Source organism: Streptomyces hilarionis, assembly GCF_024539675.1.
In the GTDB taxonomy this organism is placed as follows: domain Bacteria; phylum Actinomycetota; class Actinomycetes; order Streptomycetales; family Streptomycetaceae; genus Streptomyces; species Streptomyces hilarionis.
In genome coordinates, this window is record NZ_JAHHIT010000088.1 from 22109 (window position 1) to 41329 (window position 19221).

The following is a 19221-nucleotide window of genomic DNA, read 5'->3' on the forward strand; positions in this document are numbered from 1 at the left end:
CCCCGCACGGCGGCCGACGCCCGCCCGGGCCGTACCCGCGCGGTGCGGGTCAGTTCGGGGGCGGGTCCACTGCCACGCCCATCACCTCGCGGGCGGCTCTGCCCGGGACCAGACCGAGGCGCCAGGCCTGCCAGCCCGACTCCAGGCGCACCCCTCGCTCCAGCAGCAGGCCGTAGGCCTCCAGGCACTCGGTGAGTCCGGTGTCGCGCAACGGGTGGTCCGCCCGGGCCAGCACGGCCAGCTCCTCCTGCGCCACCGCCGTCCCGACCTCCACGCCGCCCGGCGCCGCGTACGGGAGCAGGGTGCAGCGCAGGAAGCGCGCCCAGTCCTCGCCGCGCCGGTCGCCGTAGGACGCGAACAGCGCCGCCGCCTCCTCGCACAGGGCCAGCGCGGCCTGGGCCCGCGCGTTGCCCGCGTCGACGATCGCGAGCTCCAGGCAGGTCCAGGCCTCGCCGTGGGCGACCCCGATGCGCTGGAAGTCGGCGCGGGCGTCCACCAGGAGCTGACGGGCGAACCCGGAGTTGCGCAGTGAGCCGGTCTGGGCGGCGCGCTGGTCGCGGGTGACCCGGGCCGAGTGGTGGCGGGCGCAGGCCAGACCGTAGACGTCCCGCATCCGGGAGAACAGGGAGCGGGAACGTTCCAGCTCGCGCACGGCGTGGTCCAGGTCGCCGGTCTCCTCCAGGGCCAGGCCCAGGTAGTAGACCGTCCACGCCTCGCCGCGCGCGTCCTCGTTGTCCCGGTGGCGGGCCGCCGCCCGGCGCAGGTCCTCCGCGGCCGGGCCGGGATCGCCGGCGATCAGCCGGGCCCGGGCGAGCTGGGTGCCGGCCCAGGCCTCGCCCCGGGCGTCGCGGGTGCGGCCGTACAGGTCGAGGGCCCGGCGCAGGTCGCCCTGCGCCCGCTCGACGTCGCCGCGCCGCAGGTGCAGCTGCCCCAGCTGGAAGTGCGCCCAGGCCTCGCCGTGCACGGAGCCGCCCTCACGGTGCAGGACCAGGGAGCGGGTGAGGAGGTCCAGGGCCTCGGCCAGATGCGCCCGGTCGCGTTCCACCGCCGCCAGGGCGTGCATCGTCCAGGCGCGGTCGGTGGCCAGCTCGGGCGCGGCCTGAAGCTCCATCGCCTCCCGCAGCTTCGCCGCCGCCTCGGTGAGCTGGCCCTGATGGTGCAGGGTGATGCCCAGCGAGCACAGGGCGCGTGCCGCGCCCGCGTCGTGATGGGCCTGGAGGTAGAGGTCGACGACCGAGCTCAGGGTCGTGCGGGCCTTGTCCAGCTCGCCCAGCTGACGCGCCGCGATGCCGGTGCGCCACTGCACCGAGCGCACCAGCAGGTCCTGGCCGACCGACTGGGCCAGTTCGCTGATCTCGCCGAGCCGGTACAGGTCTCCGCGCAGCAGGCAGTAGTCGCACAGATCGCCCAGCAGGCTCATCACGGCGTTCTGGTCGACGCCCTCGGCGTGCCGCAGCGTCGCCGTGATGAAGCTCGACTCGTCGTCCAGCCAGCGCAGCGCCTCGTCGAGGGAGGTGAAGCCGTGCGGGGTGAACCGGTCCGAGCGGGTCGACATGTTCCCGTCGACCAGCCGCAGCACCGAGTCGGCGAGCTCGGCGTAGCTGACGATCAGGCGTTCCTGCGCCGCCGCTCGCTCGCTCTGCGGCTCCTCGTCCTGGAGCCGGGCCTGGGCGAAGGCGCGGACCAGGTCGTGCAGGCGGTAGCGGTCGCCGCGGACGTGGTCGACGAGTCCGGCGTCGGCGAGGGCGGTGAGATGGCGGGCCGCCTCCGCGCGGTCGGTGGCGAGCAGCGCGGCGGCCGCCGCCGCGCCGAGGGAGGCCCGTCCGGCCAGCGCGAGCCGGCGCAGGAGGGTGCGGGCCGCGTCCGGCTGGTCGGTGTAGCGCAGCCACAGCGCCCGCTCCACGGGCTGCACCGGGCCGTACGCGCCGAGGTCCGCCGCCAGCGCCCGCGGCGAGCGCGGGCCGAGGGAGGAGCCCGCCACGCGCAGCGCCAGCGGCAGCCCGCCGCACAGCCGGGTGATCCGGTCGGCGGACTCGGCGTCGTAGGGCCCGGATAGGTCCTGCGCTGCCGCGGCCAGCAGTTCCTCCGCGCCCGCGGCGTCCAGGGGCCGCACGGCGAGCTCGTGCACCCAGGGGGACAGCTCGGGGGGCAGCGCGAGCGGGGAGCGGGCGGTCACCAGGACCAGGCTCTCGGAGCGCTCGGGGACGAGCGCGCGGACCTGCTCGGGGTCCGAGGCGTCGTCGAGGACGATCGTGACCGGCAGCCCGGTCAGATGCTGGTGGTACAGCTCGCCGAGCCGCTTGACCTGCTGTTCCGCCGAGGAGCGCTCGCGGAAGAGGAGCTGCTCGCGGGGTGCGCCGAGACGGTTCAGCAGATGCAGCAGGGCGTCCCGGGTGGGCAGCCGCCGCTCCCGCGCGCCGTCTCCGCGCAGGTCCACCACGCACGCGCCGCGGAACTGGTCGCGCAGATCGTGCGCGGCGCGTACCGCGAGCGTGGTGCGGCCGCTGCCGGGGTCGCCGTGCAGCACGACCACGGTGGGCCGGGTGCCGGTGCCGGCCCGTGAGGCCTGCACCCACTGCCGGATCTGCGCGAGTTCCGTCCTGCGTCCGGCGAACGGGCCCGCGAGCTCGGGCAGTTGGGCGAACGACTGCTCCAGCACGGTCCGCCCGCGGGCCGCCGCGCTCTTGTCGGTGCCGCGCAGCCGCGGCCCGGGGAGCTTCTTCGAGCCGGTCGTCGCCCGCAGCACCCGCTGCTGGTCCAGGAAGGGCCGGATGCCGCGCACCTCCAGCGCCGTGAGCCACTGCAACCGCAACTGTTCGGCGCCGCCGGGCTGTCCCGCCTCGCCGGCCCGGTGGTGGGCGGCCGGCAGATGCGTGCCGGCCACCTTGACGACGGTCGCGGCGGCCCCGACGACCCCGACGGTCACCCCCGCGCCCAGAGCCGCGCCCGCCCCGGTGCCGAGCGCGAGGTCCGCGACCGTGGCCGTCACGGCGGCGACGCCCGCCACCAGCAGGGGAGTTCGGCCGCCCTCGCGTGCGTAGCGCTGCGCGAAGCTGATGCGCCGGGCCTCCGTCTCGTCCAGGGCGCGCGCGTACGCCTCGTACTCCTCGGCGGCGGTCTGCGCCATGTCGTCCAGCGCGCCGCGCGCCCGCGTCATCAGCGCCTGCCGGTCGGCGCGCCCCCCGGACCGGCGCACCTCCTCCTCCACGGCCCGCGCCAACAACCGCTCGGCGTCCGCCCTATGACCGTCCCGCATCTACCGTCCCCCTCCGGCGGTCACCGCTTTCCTTGGTCAAGTGTGCTGCGGCCGGCCGCGCGGCGCGAGAGGGCGGGGGCCCGGCGATCGCCGCCCGGGAATCGGGGGCGTCCTGCCGGACGTCCGTCAGGCCAGGACGCCGAGGCTCCACTCCAGGACCGCCGCGGCGCTGTGCATCTTCGCCTCGGCCTGGGTGAACGCGATCGAGCGCGGTCCGTCCAGCACGGCGGCGGTGACTTCGTCGCCCCGGTGCGCGGGCAGATCGTGCATGAAGACCGCGTCGGGGCTGGCTTCCATGACGGCCTCGTCGACCCGGAAGGGAACGAACTCCTCGCGCCAGTCGGGGGAGTCCTTCGACGTGCCGGTGGTCTGCCACCGCGTCGTGTAGACGACGTCGACGTCCTTGGGCATGGCGACGGTGTCGTGCTGCTCGGTGACGGTGGAGCCGTGGCGGGCCGCCAGCTCCTCGGCCCGTGCCAGGATCTCCGGATCGAGGCCGTAGCGCCTCGGGGTCCGCAGGTGGAACTCGGTTCCGGGGTAGCGCGGAAGGGCGAGAGCCAGAGCGGCGGCGGTGTTGTTGCCTTCGCCCATGTAGAGCACCCGCCGTCCGGTCAGGTCTCCGAAGTGCCCGGCCATGGCGGTCAGATCGGTCAGCGCCTGCGTCGGATGCTCCTGCGCCGCCATGGCGTTCACCACCGCCATCCGGTCCTGGGAGGCCAGCGCGCGCAGCTCCTCGACGCTGCCCACCGTGCGCGCGACCAGGGCGTCCAGCATGCCTCCCAGGACCCGGCCGGTGTCCGCGGCGGTCTCGCCCGTGTTGACCTGGAGATCGTGCGGGCCGTAGGTGATCAGGCGCGCGCCGAGCCGGAGGGCCGCGGAGGAGAACGCCGTACGCGTGCGCGTCGACGTGGCGCGGAAGTAGACGCCGACGACGGCGCCGCGCAGGGTCTCGTCCGGCCACGCGCCGGAGGCGAACCGGGCTCCTCTGTCCACGATGCGGTACAGGTCGGCATCGGGGATGTCGACCAGCGAGATGAGGTGGTTACGGGCCATTGCGCGACTCCTGTGCATAGCGGGCTTGGCAATGTAGGGGCGCCGTTTATCAGGGCGGTATCGGCGTCGCAGCCGCGTCGGATGAGCGTGCGATAACAGGCTGAAAGTGCTGCTCCCTACGGTCGGGCACCGTGTCGGACGTGCATGTGCGCCCCGGCCTTACGAGTTGTCGACGAAGGACAGGAGCCAGCAGCGTGGACCGTCGTGCGACGCGCAATCCGATCGGGTCGAGCCTGGGAGGCGATGGGGCGGCGATGTCGCTGCCCGCACTGGTCGAGGCGCAGGTGCGGCGGGCTCCCGGGCACCCGGCCGTCGTCTTCGGACCGACCGCGCTCAGCTATGCCGAACTCGACCGTCGGGCCAACCGGCTGGCCCGACGGCTCATCGAGGCCGGAACGGGCCCCGAGGACGTCGTGGCGCTCGCCGTGCCGAGGTCGGCGGACGCCGTGGTCGCCCTGCTGGCCGTGCTGAAGACCGGGGCGGCGTACCTGCCGGTCGACCCGCGCTACCCCGCCCGGCGGATCGCGTTCATGCTGGGCGACGCCCGTCCCTCGGTCGTGCTCACGACCGCCGCCACCCGCGCCCTGCTGCCCGGCTCCACGGCCCCTGTCCTCCTGCTGGACGACATCGACCTGACCTCCGGCGACGACAGCGCCCCCGGCGTCACGGTCCGTCCGGACAACGCGGCCTACGTCATCTACACGTCCGGCTCCACGGGACTGCCCAAGGGCGTGGTCGTGCCGCACTCGGGCGTCGTGAACCACATGCTGTGGCAGGCCGACCGCTGGAGCGTCGACGCGTCGGACGTCGTCCTCGCCCGGACCGCGTTCAGCTTCGACGCGTCCGGCTCGGAGATCTGGCTGCCCCTGATCGCCGGCGCGACGATCTGCATGGCGCCCGACGACGTGGTGGGCCTGCCGCACCTGCTGATCGAGTACGCCGCCGCACACGGCGTCACCGTCGCCCAGTTCGTTCCGTCGCTGCTGGCGGTCGCGCTGCCCGCGATCCGCGACACCTCCGGTCTCGCCCTGCGCCTGCTCTTCGTCGCGGGAGAAGTGCTGCCGCCCTCCCTGGCGGACGAGGTCGTCACCAAGCTGGACCTGCGACTCGGCCACCACTACGGCCCGACCGAAGCGTCGATCGACGTGACGGCGTTCGAGGTGCGGCCCGGCAGGAGCCACCGGAACGTTCCCATCGGGTCCCCGGTCGCCAACACCCGGGTGCACGTCCTCGACGGCGCGCTGCGCCCGGTGGGACCCGGTGAGGAGGGCGAGCTCTACGTCGAGGGCGTCCAGCTCGCCCGCGGCTACCTGGGCCGGGCCGGCCTGACGGCCCTGCGGTTCGTCGCCTCCCCGTTCGCCGAGGGCGAGCGCATGTACCGGACCGGGGACCTGGCGAGGTGGAACGCCGACGGCCTCCTCGAATTCGCGGGCCGGGCCGACGACCAGGTGAAGATCCGCGGCTTCCGGATCGAACTGGGCGAGATCGAGGCGGCCGTCACGGAACTGGCCGAGGTGTCCGGGGCGGCCGTGACCGTGCACGAGGGCCGTCCGGGACAGCAACGCCTCGTCGCGTACGTCGTGGGCGCGGTCGAGGCCGCCACGGTGCAGGAGCGGCTGGCCGCCAGGCTGCCCGAGCACATGGTGCCCTCGGTGTACGTGATGCTCGACGAGCTGCCGCTCGCGCCGAACGGCAAGCTGGACCGCGCCGCGCTGCCGGCCCCGGAACTCACCGCCGCAGCCGGCCGCGCGCCCCGAACGGCCGCCGAGGAGGTCCTCGCCGGACTCTTCGCCGACGTCCTGGGCCTCGACCGCGTCGGCGCCGACGACGGGTTCTTCGACCTCGGCGGCGACTCGCTCCTCGCCGCCCGGCTGATCAGCCGCATCCGCACCGCGTTCGACCGCGAGGTGTCGGTCCGCGCCCTCTTCGAGGCGCCCACCGTCGCCGGTCTGGCCGCCCGTCTCGACGAGGCCGGAGCGGCCCGGCCACCGCTGACCCGCGGCGAGCGCCCCGACCCCATGCCGCTGTCGCACGCGCAGCGCGGCCTGTGGTTCCTGCACCGGCTCGAAGGCGCGAGCGCCACCTACAACATCCCCCTCGTGCTGCGGCTGACCGGAGAGGTGGACGCCGAGGCGCTCCGCGCCGCCGTCCGCGACGTCTCCCGACGGCACGAGACCCTGCGGACGGTGTTCCCGGAGACGGACGGCGTCGCCCGCCAGGACGTGCTCGACACGCTCGCCGCGCTCACCGTCGTCAGCACCCCCGACATCGACGGCGCGGTGCTCGCGGCGGCCCGCCACCCGTTCGACCTGCACAGCGAGGCGCCGCTGCGAGCCACCCTGTTCTCGCGGCCCGGCACGGACGAACACGCCCTCCTGCTCCTGATGCACCACATCGCGAGCGACGGCTGGTCCGAACGCCCGCTGATCGAGGACCTGTCCCTGGCCTACGCCGCCCGTCGCGTCGGCGGCGAACCGGTCTGGGACGAACTGCCGGTGACCTACGCCGACTTCACCCTCTGGCAGGGCGAGGCGGACGGCGTCGGCTTCTGGCGGACCGCGCTCGCCGGGCTGCCGCAGCGCGTCGAGCTCCCCACCGACCGGCCCCGGCCTCCGGCCGCGAGCTTCCGCGGTGACGAGGTGCGCACCCACCTCGACGCCGAGCTGCACCGGGCGGCCACCGTGCTCGCCCGCTCCACCGGCCGCACCGTCTTCATGGTGGTGCAGGCCGCTCTCGCCGCGCTCATGACCCGGCTCGGCGCCGGCGCCGACATCCCGCTCGGCACCCCGACCGCCGGACGGCCCGACGAGCAACTCGACGGCCTCGTCGGCTCCTTCGTCAACACCCTCGTGCTGCGCACCGACACCTCGGGCGACCCGACCTTCCGTGAACTCCTGGACCGGGTGCACGGCACGGCCGCGGCCGCCTACCCGCACCAGGACGTGCCGTTCGACCGGCTGGTCGAAGCGCTCAACCCGGCCCGGTCCCTCTCGCACCACCCGCTCTTCCAGGTGATGCTCACCTTCGAGACCCTCGGCACGGCCGCACCCGCCCTGCCCGGTCTCACCGTCGAGGTGGACGAAGTCCCCACCGGCGTCGCCAAGTTCGATCTCGACCTGCGCCTGCGGGAGCGCTTCTCCGACACCGGCGTTCCGGCCGGAGTGGACGTGGTCGCCGAGTACGCGACCGACCTCTTCGACGGCTCCTCGGTCGACACGCTCATCGCCCGGCTCGCCCGGCTGCTGCGTGCCGCCGTGGCCGACCCCGAACGCCGGATCTCCACGATCGACCTGCTCACCGCGGACGAACGCGCCGTGCTCCAGGGCCGACGCGAACGGGTCGTCGACGAGCACGGCGAGCCGGTGCCCGACGGCGTGGTCGGCGTCCTCGACGGCGCCCCGGCCCGGTACACCCCCGACGGCCGTCTCGAGCGCCTGTGCGCGCCCGTCCTCGTCGGGGGAGCCCCGGTCGACGTGTCCCGCACCGTCGGGACCCTGCTCGCCCACCCCGCGCTCGTCGACGCGACGGTGACGGACGGTCTCGTCGCCTACGTCGTGACCGCCCCCGGCCTCTCCGTGCGCTCCGTCGACCTTCGCGACCACCTCGCCCGTGTGCTGCCCGACTTCCTCGTGCCGGACGCCTACGTCACCGTCGCCGAGCTGCCGCGCACCGAGGACGGCCGTCTCGACGTCGCCGCACTGCCCTCTCCGGCCGTCGAGGACCCCGCATCGACGGGCTCCTTCGAGGAAGAGCTGCTGACCTCGCTCTTCGCCGAGGTGCTCGGCCTGCCCGAGGTGGGCCCGAACCAGGGCTTCTTCGACCTCGGCGGCGACAGCATCGTCTCCATCAAGCTGGTCAGCCGTGCCCGGAAGGCGGGGCTGCGCATCACGCCGCGGGACGTCTTCGAGCACAAGACCGTCGCCCGCATCGCCGCCGCCGCCCGCACGGCCGCCCCCGCCGTCCCCCTCGCCCAGGACGTCGCCACGGGCCCGCTGCTGCCCACACCGGTCATGGCGGACCTGCGCGACCTCGGCGGCCCCGTCGACGGCTACCACCAGTCGATGCTGCTCGTCGTGCCGGCCGGGCTCGGCGCCGAGCGTCTGACCGCCGCGCTCCAGGCCGTCCTCGACCGGCACGACGCGCTCCGGCTGACCCTGGACCAGGAGGGGGGACTCGGCATCCCCGCGCCGGGCGGCGTCACGGCGACCGTCCGCCGCGTGGACGCCGCCGGCGCCGGCGCCGACGCGCTGCGCGAGGCGATCGACGAGCACGGCAGGGCCGCCCAGGCGGAACTGGACCCCCACCGGGGCGACCTGGTGCGCGCGGTGTGGTTCGACGCCGGGACGGAGCCCGGGCGGCTGCTGCTGCTCGTGCACCACCTCGCCGTGGACGGCGTCTCGTGGCAGCCCCTCCTCGGCGACCTTCGGGCCGCCTGGGAGGGAGAGGCCCTCGAACCGGTCGGGACCTCGTTCCGGCGCTGGAGCGCGCTCCTCACGGAGGAGGCGCACCGGCGCACCGGCGAACTGCCCTTCTGGCGATCGGTGCTGGAGACGCCCGACCCGCTCCTCGGCGACCGGCCCCTGGACCCGGCGACCGACGTCCGGGCCGACGCCGGGACGCTCACGCTCACCCTGCCGGCCGACGTCACCGAAGCGCTGCTCACCTCGGTCCCCGCCGCCGTCCACGCGGGAGTGCGGGACGTGCTGGTCACCGGCCTGGCGCTGGCCGTCGCCGCGTGGCGCGGCCGGCGCGGAGCCGACGCGGGCGCGCTGCTCCTCGAACTGGAGGGGCACGGCCGCGAGGACATCGTGCCGGGCCTGGACCTCAGCCGTACGGTCGGCTGGTTCACCAGCGCGTTCCCCGTCCGCGTCGACCCGGGCGGCGCGGACGGCGTCCGCGCGCTGAAGCGGGTCAAGGAGCAGCTGCACGCGGTGCCCGGCAACGGCATCGGATACGGGTTGCTGCGGCACCGCAACGCGGGCACCGCCGGGGAACTGGCGGCGTACGGCCGCCCCCAGCTGGGATTCAACTACCTGGGCCGTCACGACGCTCCGGCACTCGCCGACTGGGCGCCCGCGCCCGAGGCTCCCGCGCTCGGCGCGGGCTTCGACGACGCCGCGCCGCTCGGCCTGGCCCTCGAACTCGACGCCGTGACCGTCGACCACGCCCACGGGGCACGGCTCGTGGCGACCTGGACCTGGTCGCAGGCCCTGCTGGCCGAGGACGACGTGCGCGAGCTGGCGCACGGCTGGTTCGCCTCGCTCACCGAGCTCGCGGCCGTCGAAGGCGGCGGACTGACCCCGTCCGACCTGCCCCTCGTGGACCTCTCCCAGGGCGACATCGAGGCGCTGGAAGGGGCACTGCCGTCCCTGGCCGACGTGCTGCCGCTCGCCCCGCTCCAGGAGGGCCTGCTCTTCCACTCCCTGTACGACTCGGGCGCCGACCTCTACGCCGTCCAGGAGGTCTTCGCGCTGAGCGGCCCGCTGGACCCCGGAGCGCTGCGCACCGCGGCGTCCACCCTGCTCGACCGCTACCCGAACCTGCGGGCGGGCTTCCACCACGAGGGCCTGCCCCGGCCCGTCCAGGTGATCGTCGACGGCCTCGAACTGCCGTGGCGGGAGGCCGACCTCTCAAGACTCGCCGGGGCCGAGCGCGAGCCCGCCCTCGCCCGGATCGTGGCCGAGGCGCGCGCGGAGCGCTTCGACCTGGCCCGGCCGCCGCTGCTGCGCTTCACCCTGGTCAGGCTCGCCGAGGACGAGCACCGGCTGGTCGTCGTCAACCACCACATCCTCTTCGACGGCTGGTCCATGCAGGTGCTGCTCGACGAGCTGTTCGCGCTCTACCGCGGCGAGACCCTCCCCGAGCCCGCCGCGTTCCGCGACCACCTGGCCTGGATGGCGCGACAGGACCGTACGGCGGCGCACGAGGCCTGGCGGAACGCGCTCGACGGGCTCGCCGCACCGACCCTCCTCGCCGAGCCGGGCACGGCGGCGCCCGCCCGCCCCCTCCAGGTCTTCTGCGACCTGCCCGACACCGTGTCCGAGCGGCTCCAGGACCGGCTGCGCGAGGACGGGATCACCCTCAACACCGTCGTCCAGGCCCTGTGGAGCCTGCTGCTCCGCACCCGCACCGGACAGCAGGACGTGGTGTTCGGCTCCACGTACTCCGGGCGGTCCGCGGAGCTGGCCGGCAGCGAGGCGATGGTCGGCATGTTCATCAACACGCTGCCCGTTCGCGTCCGGCTCGACGCGACGGAGTCCCTGCGACGGCTGATGCAGCGCGTCCAGGACGAGCAGTCCCGGCTGATCGCGCACCAGTACCTCGGACTCAACGACGTACAGCGGCTCCGGGGACAGGGCGACCTGTTCGACACGCTGACCATCGTCGAGAACTACCCGCACGACGACGTGTGGGAGCCCGCGCCCGGCCTGCGCGCGAGCGCGCTGGAGGACCACGACGCCACCCACTACCCGCTGACGCTGTCGGTGCTCCCGGGGGCGCGGCCGACACTGCGCCTGGAGTACCGGCCGGACCTGCTGGACGGTGCGCAGATCGACGTGCTCGCCGCCGACCTCGTCCGCCTGTTCACCGCTTTCGTCGACGACGCCTCCGTGCCCGTGGGCGAACTCGTCCGGACGCAACCGGCCGTGGCCGCCGCCGCTCTCGCCGCCCCGCCCGCCGCCGAACCGGTCACGGCGCCGGCGGACGGTCCGGCCGACGCCGCCGCGGTCGCCGTGCCCCTCTCCTTCCGTGCGCCGCGCACCCCGGAGCAGGAGATCCTCTGCGGTCTCTTCTCCGCCGTGCTCGGCGTGCCGACCGTCGGCATCGACGACAGCTTCTTCGACCTCGGCGGCCACTCGCTCACCGCGATCCGCCTGCTCAGCCGCATCCGCTCGATGTTCGACGTGGAACTGACCATCCGGCACCTGTTCGAGGCGCCCACCGTCGCCGAACTCGCCGAACGGATGACGGGCGCCGAGCAGTCCCGGCTCGCCCTCGGCCCCATGCCGCGGCCGGAGCACGTCCCCGTCTCGGCGGCGCAGTGGCGCCTGTGGTTCCTGTACCGGCTCGAAGGCCGCAGCGCCACCTACACCGTGCCGCTGCTGCTGCGCATGTCGGGAGCCCTCGACCGGGAGGCCCTCGAAGCCGCTCTCGGCGACATGGTGGCGCGGCACGAGAGCCTGCGCACCCGCTTCCCCGAAGTGGACGGGCAGCCCCACCAGCTGATCGTCGACGCCGAGCAGCCGGACGTCACCCTGGTCGAGACCGACGAGGACGGGCTCGCCGAGCAACTCGCCGTCGCCACCCGGTACGGCTTCGACCTCGCCACCGAACTGCCGCTGCGCGTCACCTTGTTCCGGCTCTCGCAGACCGAGCACGTCCTGCTCTTCCTGCTGCACCACATCGCCAGTGACGGCTGGTCCGACGCGCCCTTCGCGCGGGACCTCTCCGTCGCGTACGGCGCCCGGACCGAGGGGCGGGCGCCGGCCTGGCCCGCGCTGCCCGTCCAGTACGCCGACTACACGCTCTGGCAGCGCGAGCTGCTCGGTTCCGAGAACGACCCGCAGAGCCTGCTGTCACAGCAGCTCGCCTACTGGCGGAAGACGCTCGCCGGGCTCCCGGAGCAGCTGGAGCTGCCCACCGACCGGCCGCGGCCGTCCGCCGCGAGCTTCCGCGGCGAGGAGGTCCACTTCGAGCTCGACGCCGACCTGCACGCCCGGCTGCTCGAACTCGCCCGCCACACCAACACCACGCTCTTCATGGTGTTCCAGGCGGCGGTGGCCGCGTTGCTCACCCGGCTCGGCGCCGGCGACGACATCCCGCTCGGCGGCGTCATCGCCGGACGGACCGACGAGGCGCTCGACGAACTGATCGGCTTCTTCGTCAACACCCTGGTGCTGCGCACCGACACCTCGGGGAACCCGACCTTCCGGGAACTCCTCGCCCGGGTCCGGGAGACCGACCTGGCCGCGTACGCGCACCAGGACGTGCCGTTCGAGCGGCTGGTCGAGGTGCTCAACCCGACCCGCTCCCTCGCGCACCACCCGCTGTTCCAGGTCATGATCCTGTTCCAGAACAACGCCGAGGCGGACCTGAGCCTGCCCGGTCTGCGGGCCGGTCTGGAGGACGTCGGCTCCGGCGTCGCCAAGTTCGACCTCGACTTCGACATGCAGGAGAAGCACGGCCCCGACGGCGAGCCCGCCGGTCTGTCGGGGCTGGTCGAGTACGCCACCGACCTCTTCGACCGGTCCACCGTGCAGGACGTCGTCGACCGGCTCGCCCGGCTGCTGAAGGCGGTCGTCGCCGACCCCGACCAGCGGCTGTGGCGGACGGACATCCTGGCCCCGGCGGAACACCGGGAACTGCTGGAGCAGTGGACCGCACCCGTTCCGCCGTCCGAGCGGACCACCGTGCCCGCGCTCTTCGAGGCCGCCGTCGCCGCGCACCCCGAGGCGACCGCCGTCGTCGAGGGCGCGGAGCGCCTGACCTACGCGCAGCTGAACGCCCGGGCGAACCGGCTCGCCCACGCCCTCGTCGCCGAGGGAGTGGGGCCGGAGTCCGTGGTCGCGCTCGCCCTGCCGCGCGGCGCCGACCTCGTGGTGGGCGTCCTCGGCGTCCTCAAGGCCGGCGGCGTCTACCTGCCGCTGGACCCGGACTACCCGGCCGAGCGCATCGCCTTCGTCGTGCAGGACGCTCGCCCGTCCGTCGTCGTGACCAGCCGCCGCGCGGACGTGGCACTGCCCGACGGCAGCACCCGACTCGTCCTGGAGGAGCTCGCCGACGGTCCCGTCACCGACCCGGCACGCCCGACCCTGAGCCCCGACAACGGCGCGTACATCATCTACACGTCCGGCTCCACCGGGCAGCCCAAGGGCGTCCTGATCCCCCACCAGAACGTCGTGCGGCTCTTCACGGCGACGGACCACTGGTTCGGCTTCGACGAGTGCGACGTGTGGACGCTGTTCCACTCCTACGCGTTCGACTTCTCCGTCTGGGAGCTGTGGGGACCGCTGCTGCGCGGCGGCACGCTCGTCGTGGTGCCGCAGGACGTGAGCCGCTCCCCGCGCGACTTCCTGCGGCTGCTCGGGGAGGAGCGCGTCACCGTCCTCAACCAGACCCCCTCGGCCTTCTACCAGCTCATGCAGGCCGACGAGGAGAACCCCGGCACGGACCTCGCGCTCCGGTACGTGGTCTTCGGCGGCGAGGCCCTCGACCCGGGACGGCTCTCGTCCTGGTACGACCGGCGCCCCGACGACTCTCCCGCGCTGGTCAACATGTACGGCATCACCGAGACCACGGTGCACGTCACCCACCACGCGCTCGACCGCGCCTCGGCGGCCGCCACCGCCGCCAGCGTCGTCGGCGTCGGCATCCCCGACCTGCGCGTGTACGTCCTCGACCAGGGCCTCCAGCCCGTCCCGGCGGGCGCCACCGGCGAGCTCTACGTCGCCGGCGCGGGCCTGGCCCGCGGCTACCTCGGCCGCCCCGGCCTCAGCGCACAGCGCTTCGTCGCCGACCCGTACGGGCCGCCCGGGACCCGCATGTACCGCACGGGAGACCTGGCCCGCCGGGCCGCGGACGGCACGCTCTCCTACTTCGGCCGTGCCGACGACCAGGTGAAGATCCGCGGCTTCCGCATCGAGCTGGGCGAGATCGAATCGGCGGTCCTCGACGCGCCCGACGTCACGCAGGCCGCCGTGATCGTGCGTGAGGACCAGCCGGGCGATCCGCGGCTCACCGCGTACCTGGTCGGCGGCGACCCCGCCCGCGTCCGCAAGCACGTCGCGGACGTGCTGCCCGCCCACATGGTCCCCGCCGCCTTCGTCGCGCTCGACCGGCTGCCGCTCACCCCGAACGGCAAGCTCGACCGCAAGGCCCTGCCCGCGCCCACCCCGTCCGCCGCCGCGGAGGGCCGCCGACCGCGCGACCCGCGCGAGGAACTCCTCGCGGTCCTCTTCGCCGACGTGCTGAACGTGGACCGTGTCGGGATCGACGACAACTTCTTCGAGCTGGGCGGGCACTCGCTGCTCGCCACCCGGCTGATCAGCCGCATCAGGTCCGCGATGGGCGTGGAGGTGCCCGTCCGGGCGCTCTTCGAGACGCCGACCGTCGCCGGGCTCGCCTCCTGGACCGGCCAGGCCGGCGAGGCCAGGCGCGCGCTGGAGCCCATGGAGCGTCCCGAGCGGGTGCCGCTCTCCTTCGGCCAGCGCGGACTGTGGTTCCTGAACCGGCTCGAAGGGCCCAGCTCGACGTACAACGTGCCGCTCGTCATGCGCTTCTTTGGCCCGCTCGACGTCGCCGCGCTGCGGACCGCCCTGCACGACGTGGTCGCCCGGCACGAGGGGCTGCGCACCCTGTTCCGCGAGGCCGACGGCACGCCGTACCAGCACATCGTGCCCGCGGACGAAGCGGTGGTGGACCTGATCGTCGCCGACGTCGACGACGAGCGGCACCTCGAGGCCGCACTCGCGCAGGCCGCGCAGTACCACTTCGACCTCGTGAGCGAACTGCCCATCCGCTGCACCCTGTTCCGGCTCGGCGACGAGGAACACGCCCTGCTGCCGCTCATGCACCACATCGCCAGCGACGGCTGGTCGGAGACCCTGCTCGGCGACGACCTCTCCGTCGCCTACGCGGCACGGGCCGAGGGGCGTGCCCCGGGCTGGGCGCCGCTGCCGGTGCACTACGCGGACTACACCCTGTGGCAGCGCGACCTGCTCGGCCGCGAGGACGACCCCGACAGCGCGATCTCCCGGCAGCTCGCCTACTGGACCGAGACCCTGCGCGGCCTGCCGGAGCTCGTGAACCTTCCCACCGACCGGCCCCGGCCGCCGGTGGCCACGTACGGAGGCGCCGAGGCGCCGCTGCGCCTGGACGCCGCCCTGCACGACGCCCTGCTGCGTCTGGCCCGACAGGGCAACACCACCCTGTTCATGACGATCCAGGCCGGCCTGGTCGCCCTGCTGAGCAGGCTCAGCGGCGACACCGACATCGCCGTCGGAACCCCGGTCGCCGGGCGCACCGACGAGGCGCTGGAAGACCTGTTCGGCTACTTCGTCAACACGCTCGTGCTGCGCACCGACGTCTCGGGCGACCCCACGTTCACCGAGCTGCTGGAGCGCGTGCGCGAGACCGACCTGGCCGCGTTCGCCCACCAGGACGTGCCGTTCGAGCGCGTCGTCGAAGTGGTCAACCCGGTGAGGTCGCTCGCACGGCACCCGCTCTACCAGGTCATGCTGACGTTCGAGAACTTCGACGAGGTCAAGCTGACCGTCCCCGGCCTCGAGACCCGACTCGAGGACGTGGTCGGCGACGCCGCCAAGTTCGACATGGACGTCCGCCTGCAGGAGAGGTACGGACCGGACGGCGAGCCCGCCGGGATCGTCGGCGAGATCGAGTACGCCACCGACCTCTTCGACCGGGCGACGATGAACGCGTTCGGCGACCGGCTGATCCGGCTGCTCACCGCGGCCGCAGCCGACCCGGCCGCGCCGTTCACCGCCCTCGACCTGCTGTCCGACGACGAGCGGGACACCGCCCTCGTGGACGCCGACGGACGCCTCGTGCCCCCGGGCGTGGTGGCCACGCTCGCCTCGGGGGAGCTGGCACGCCGCAGCCCCGACGGCGACACCGAGCTCCTCGGGCGTCCCGAGGACGTGCGCATGGTGCGCGGCTTCCGCGTCAACCCCGCGGAGGTCGCGGCCCGGCTGCGCCAGGTCTTCGCCGACGCCGCCGTCGTCGCGGGCTCCGCCCGGGTCGTCGCCCACGTCGTCCACGACGGCGACGCCACGGGGGCACGGCGCCTCGCCGGGTCCGTGCTGCCCGACTACCTCGTGCCCGCCGAGTTCGTCGTCGGCACGGAGATCCCCGCCGTGCTGCCGGCCGAGGACCTCGCCACCGCCGCCGCCCGGCGCAGCCCGCGCACCCCCGCCGAAGAGATCATCGCCGCTCTCTTCGCCGAGACGCTGGGCGTCGCCGCCGTCGGCGTCGACGACAACTTCTTCGACCTCGGCGGCCACTCGCTGTCCGCGATCCGGCTGCTCAGCCGCATCCGTTCGCAGCTCGGCGCGGAACTGTCGGTCCGGTCGCTGTTCGCCGAGCCCACGGTGGCGGGGCTCGCCACCCTGATCGACGGCGCGACCGCCGGCCGGCCCGTCCTCGGCCGCCGGGAGCGGCCGGCACGCGTGCCGCTCTCCTTCGCCCAGCAACGGCTGTGGTTCCTGCACCGGCTCGAAGGGCCGAGCACCACGTACAACGTCCCGCTGCTGATCAGGCTCACCGGCGCGCTCGACGCGGCGGCCCTCGAAGCGTCGCTGGGCGACGTCGTGGCACGGCACGAGTCGCTGCGCACGGTGTTCCCCTCCGACGCCGACGGCACCCCCTACCAGCGGGTGCTCGGGGTCGACGAGGCCAGGCCCGTGGTGGCCACCGGCGTCGCGGACCCCGCCGAGGCGGCCCGGCACGTCTTCGACCTCGAGACCGAACCCCCGTTGCGCGCCACGCTGTTCGAGGACGGCCCGGACGAGCACCGGCTGCTGCTGCTGCTCCACCACATCGCCGGCGACGGCTGGTCGACCGGCGCGCTCGCACGGGACCTGTCGACCGCGTACGCCGCCCGGCTCGCCGGACGGGCGCCGCGCTGGCCCGGACTGCCCGTGCAGTACGCCGACTACACCCTGTGGCAGTCCGAACTGCTCGGCGCCGAGGACGATCCGGAGAGCCTCGTCGGACGGCAGCTGGCGTGGTGGAAGGACGCCCTCGACGGCATGCCCGAGCTGCTCGCCCTGCCGACGGACCGGCCGCGGCCCGCCGAGGCGACGCACCGCGGCGCCGAGGTCGGCATCCGCATCCCCGCCGAACTGCACGGCAGCCTCCAGGCGGTGGCGCGGGAGACCGGCACGACCCTGTTCATGGTCCTCCAGTCGGCTCTCGCCCTCATGCTGTCCAAGCTGGGCGCGGGAACCGACGTCCCGATCGGCACCCCGGTCGCCGGACGCACGGACGACAGCCTCCAGGACCTCGTCGGGTTCTTCGTCAACACCCTCGTCCTGCGCACCGACGTGTCCGGATCCCCCTCCTTCCGCGACCTGCTGGGCCGCGTCCGGGAGGCGGACCTGGCCGCGTTCGCCCACCAGGACGTGCCGTTCGAGCGACTGGTGGACGTCGTGCGCCCCGGGCGCTCGCTGGGCCACCACCCGCTGTTCCAGGTGATGCTCGTCTTCGAGAACGACGACGAGGACGACTTCGCCCTGGCCGGCCTGACCGCCTCGTTCGACGAGGACGTCGACATGGGAGCGGCCCGCTTCGACCTGACCCTGCACGTGCGGGAAGCGGTCGGCGCGGACGGCACGGCCGAGGGTCTCGGCATCGACCTGGAGTACGCCGAGGACCTCTTCGACGCCGCCACGGCGCAGCGCATGGCCGCGCAGTTCGTCCACCTGCTGGAGACGGTGAGCGCCGACGCGGACGTCGTCGTGGACCGGATCGCGCTGCCGCACGCCGTGCACGGCCGCGCCGCCGAGGCGCCCGCGAACCCGCCCACCCTGCTCGAACTGATCGGCGCGCGGCCGGCGGACGCCGTCGCGATCGTCGACGGCGACGTCGAGACGACGTACGGGCAGCTGCTGGCCCAGCCGCCCGCCGGGGTCCTGGCGGCGGTCGTCAGCGGTGAACCGTTCGTCCTGCGCACCCGCACCGGCCGGCCCGTCGTCGTCCCGCAGGACGTCGTCGCGGCCCGCGTCGCGGCCCGCCAGAGCGTCCACGGCCTGGACGGCACGGACTGCGTCCGGTCGACGGCCGCACCCGGCACGGCGGGCGAGATCGACGAGGTGCTCTGGCCCCTTACCGCCGGTGCGCGCGTCGTCCGCGCCCACCGCACGGCCTCACCGCTCGACGCCGCTGCGCACGGCGCCACCACACTGCACGTCACGCCCTCCGAGCTGGCCGTTCTCCTCGGCGACCCGCTGCTGCCGGAGGCCGGCCTGCGGCGGGTGTTCTGCTCGGGCGAGGCCCTCGCCGAGCCGTTGCAGCGCGCCTGGTTCGACGCCGTGGACGTGCCGCTGTGGCACGGCTACTCGCTGACCGAGGCCGCCGGCCCCGTCACGGAGCGCGCCTGCGACCCCGACGACTGGAACACCGTGGTGCCCCTCGGCGCCCCGCTGCCCGGCACCGTCCTGTACGTCCTCGACGCCGGCCTGTGCCCGGTTCCGCCGGGCGTCGTCGGCGAGCTCCACGTCGGCGGGCCGCTGCTCGGCTCCGCGCCGACGGTGGTCGCGGATCCCTTCGGGGACGAGGGCGCGCGGATGGTCCCCACCGGGGACCTGGCCCGCTGGACCGCCGACGGCGAGCTGGAGTTCGTCGGGGAGCCCCTGCCGATACCGGGCTTCACGGCCTACCCGACGCAGCTCGAGGCCGTCCTCGCCGAACACGACGGCGTCGCCCGGGCCGCCGTGGCGGTACGGGACGGATCCCTCGTCGCCCACCTGGTGCCGGCCCACGGTCGCACCGTCACGCCCGGCGCCGTCACGGCCTTCGCCCGGGCGTCCCTGCCCGATCATCTCGTCCCGGCCGCCCTGGTGGTCCTGGACCGGCTGCCGCTGACCGCGGACGGACGGGTGGACCGCGACGCGCTGCCGTCGCCCAGTCCCGCCGGCGCCGAGGCGGACCGCGGCCCCGGCACGCCCACGGAGGAGATCCTCCGCGGGCTCTTCGCCGAGATCCTCGGCGTCCAGCAGGTCGGCGTCGACGACGGGTTCTTCGAACTCGGCGGACACTCGCTGCGCGCCACCCGGCTGATCAGCCGCATCCGCACCACGTTCGGCGTCGAACTGCCCGTCCGTGCGGTGTTCGAGTCGCCGACGGTGGCGGGTCTGGCGTCGCGTGTGGCGGGTGCGGGTGTGGCGCGGGCGGCG

3 protein-coding genes are annotated in these 19221 nt (G+C 74.4%); 1 reads left to right on the forward strand and 2 read right to left on the reverse strand.

What is annotated here, in order from left to right; genetic code table 11:
* Positions 1–49: 49 nt before the first annotated feature.
* Positions 50–3256, reverse strand: a complete 3207-nt coding sequence (locus KMS84_RS22125) for a tetratricopeptide repeat protein (RefSeq protein ID WP_256918150.1) — start codon at positions 3254–3256, stop codon at positions 50–52.
* 126 nt (positions 3257–3382) lie between these two features.
* Positions 3383–4309, reverse strand: a complete 927-nt coding sequence (locus KMS84_RS22130) for an ornithine carbamoyltransferase (RefSeq protein WP_256918151.1) — start codon at positions 4307–4309, stop codon at positions 3383–3385.
* A 254-nt stretch (positions 4310–4563) separates the two neighbouring features.
* On the opposite strand from KMS84_RS22130, the gene KMS84_RS22135 reads away from it, so the two are divergent.
* On the forward strand, positions 4564–19221 hold a 14658-nt coding region (locus KMS84_RS22135; RefSeq protein WP_256918152.1), incomplete at its 3' end, for a non-ribosomal peptide synthetase.

Coding starts and splice junctions, on each gene's coding strand:
- KMS84_RS22125 (WP_256918150.1), bottom strand. CDS start 3,256: ATGCGGGACGGTCATAGGGCGGACGCCGAGCGGTTGTTGGCGCGGGCC.
- KMS84_RS22130 (WP_256918151.1), bottom strand. CDS start 4,309: ATGGCCCGTAACCACCTCATCTCGCTGGTCGACATCCCCGATGCCGAC.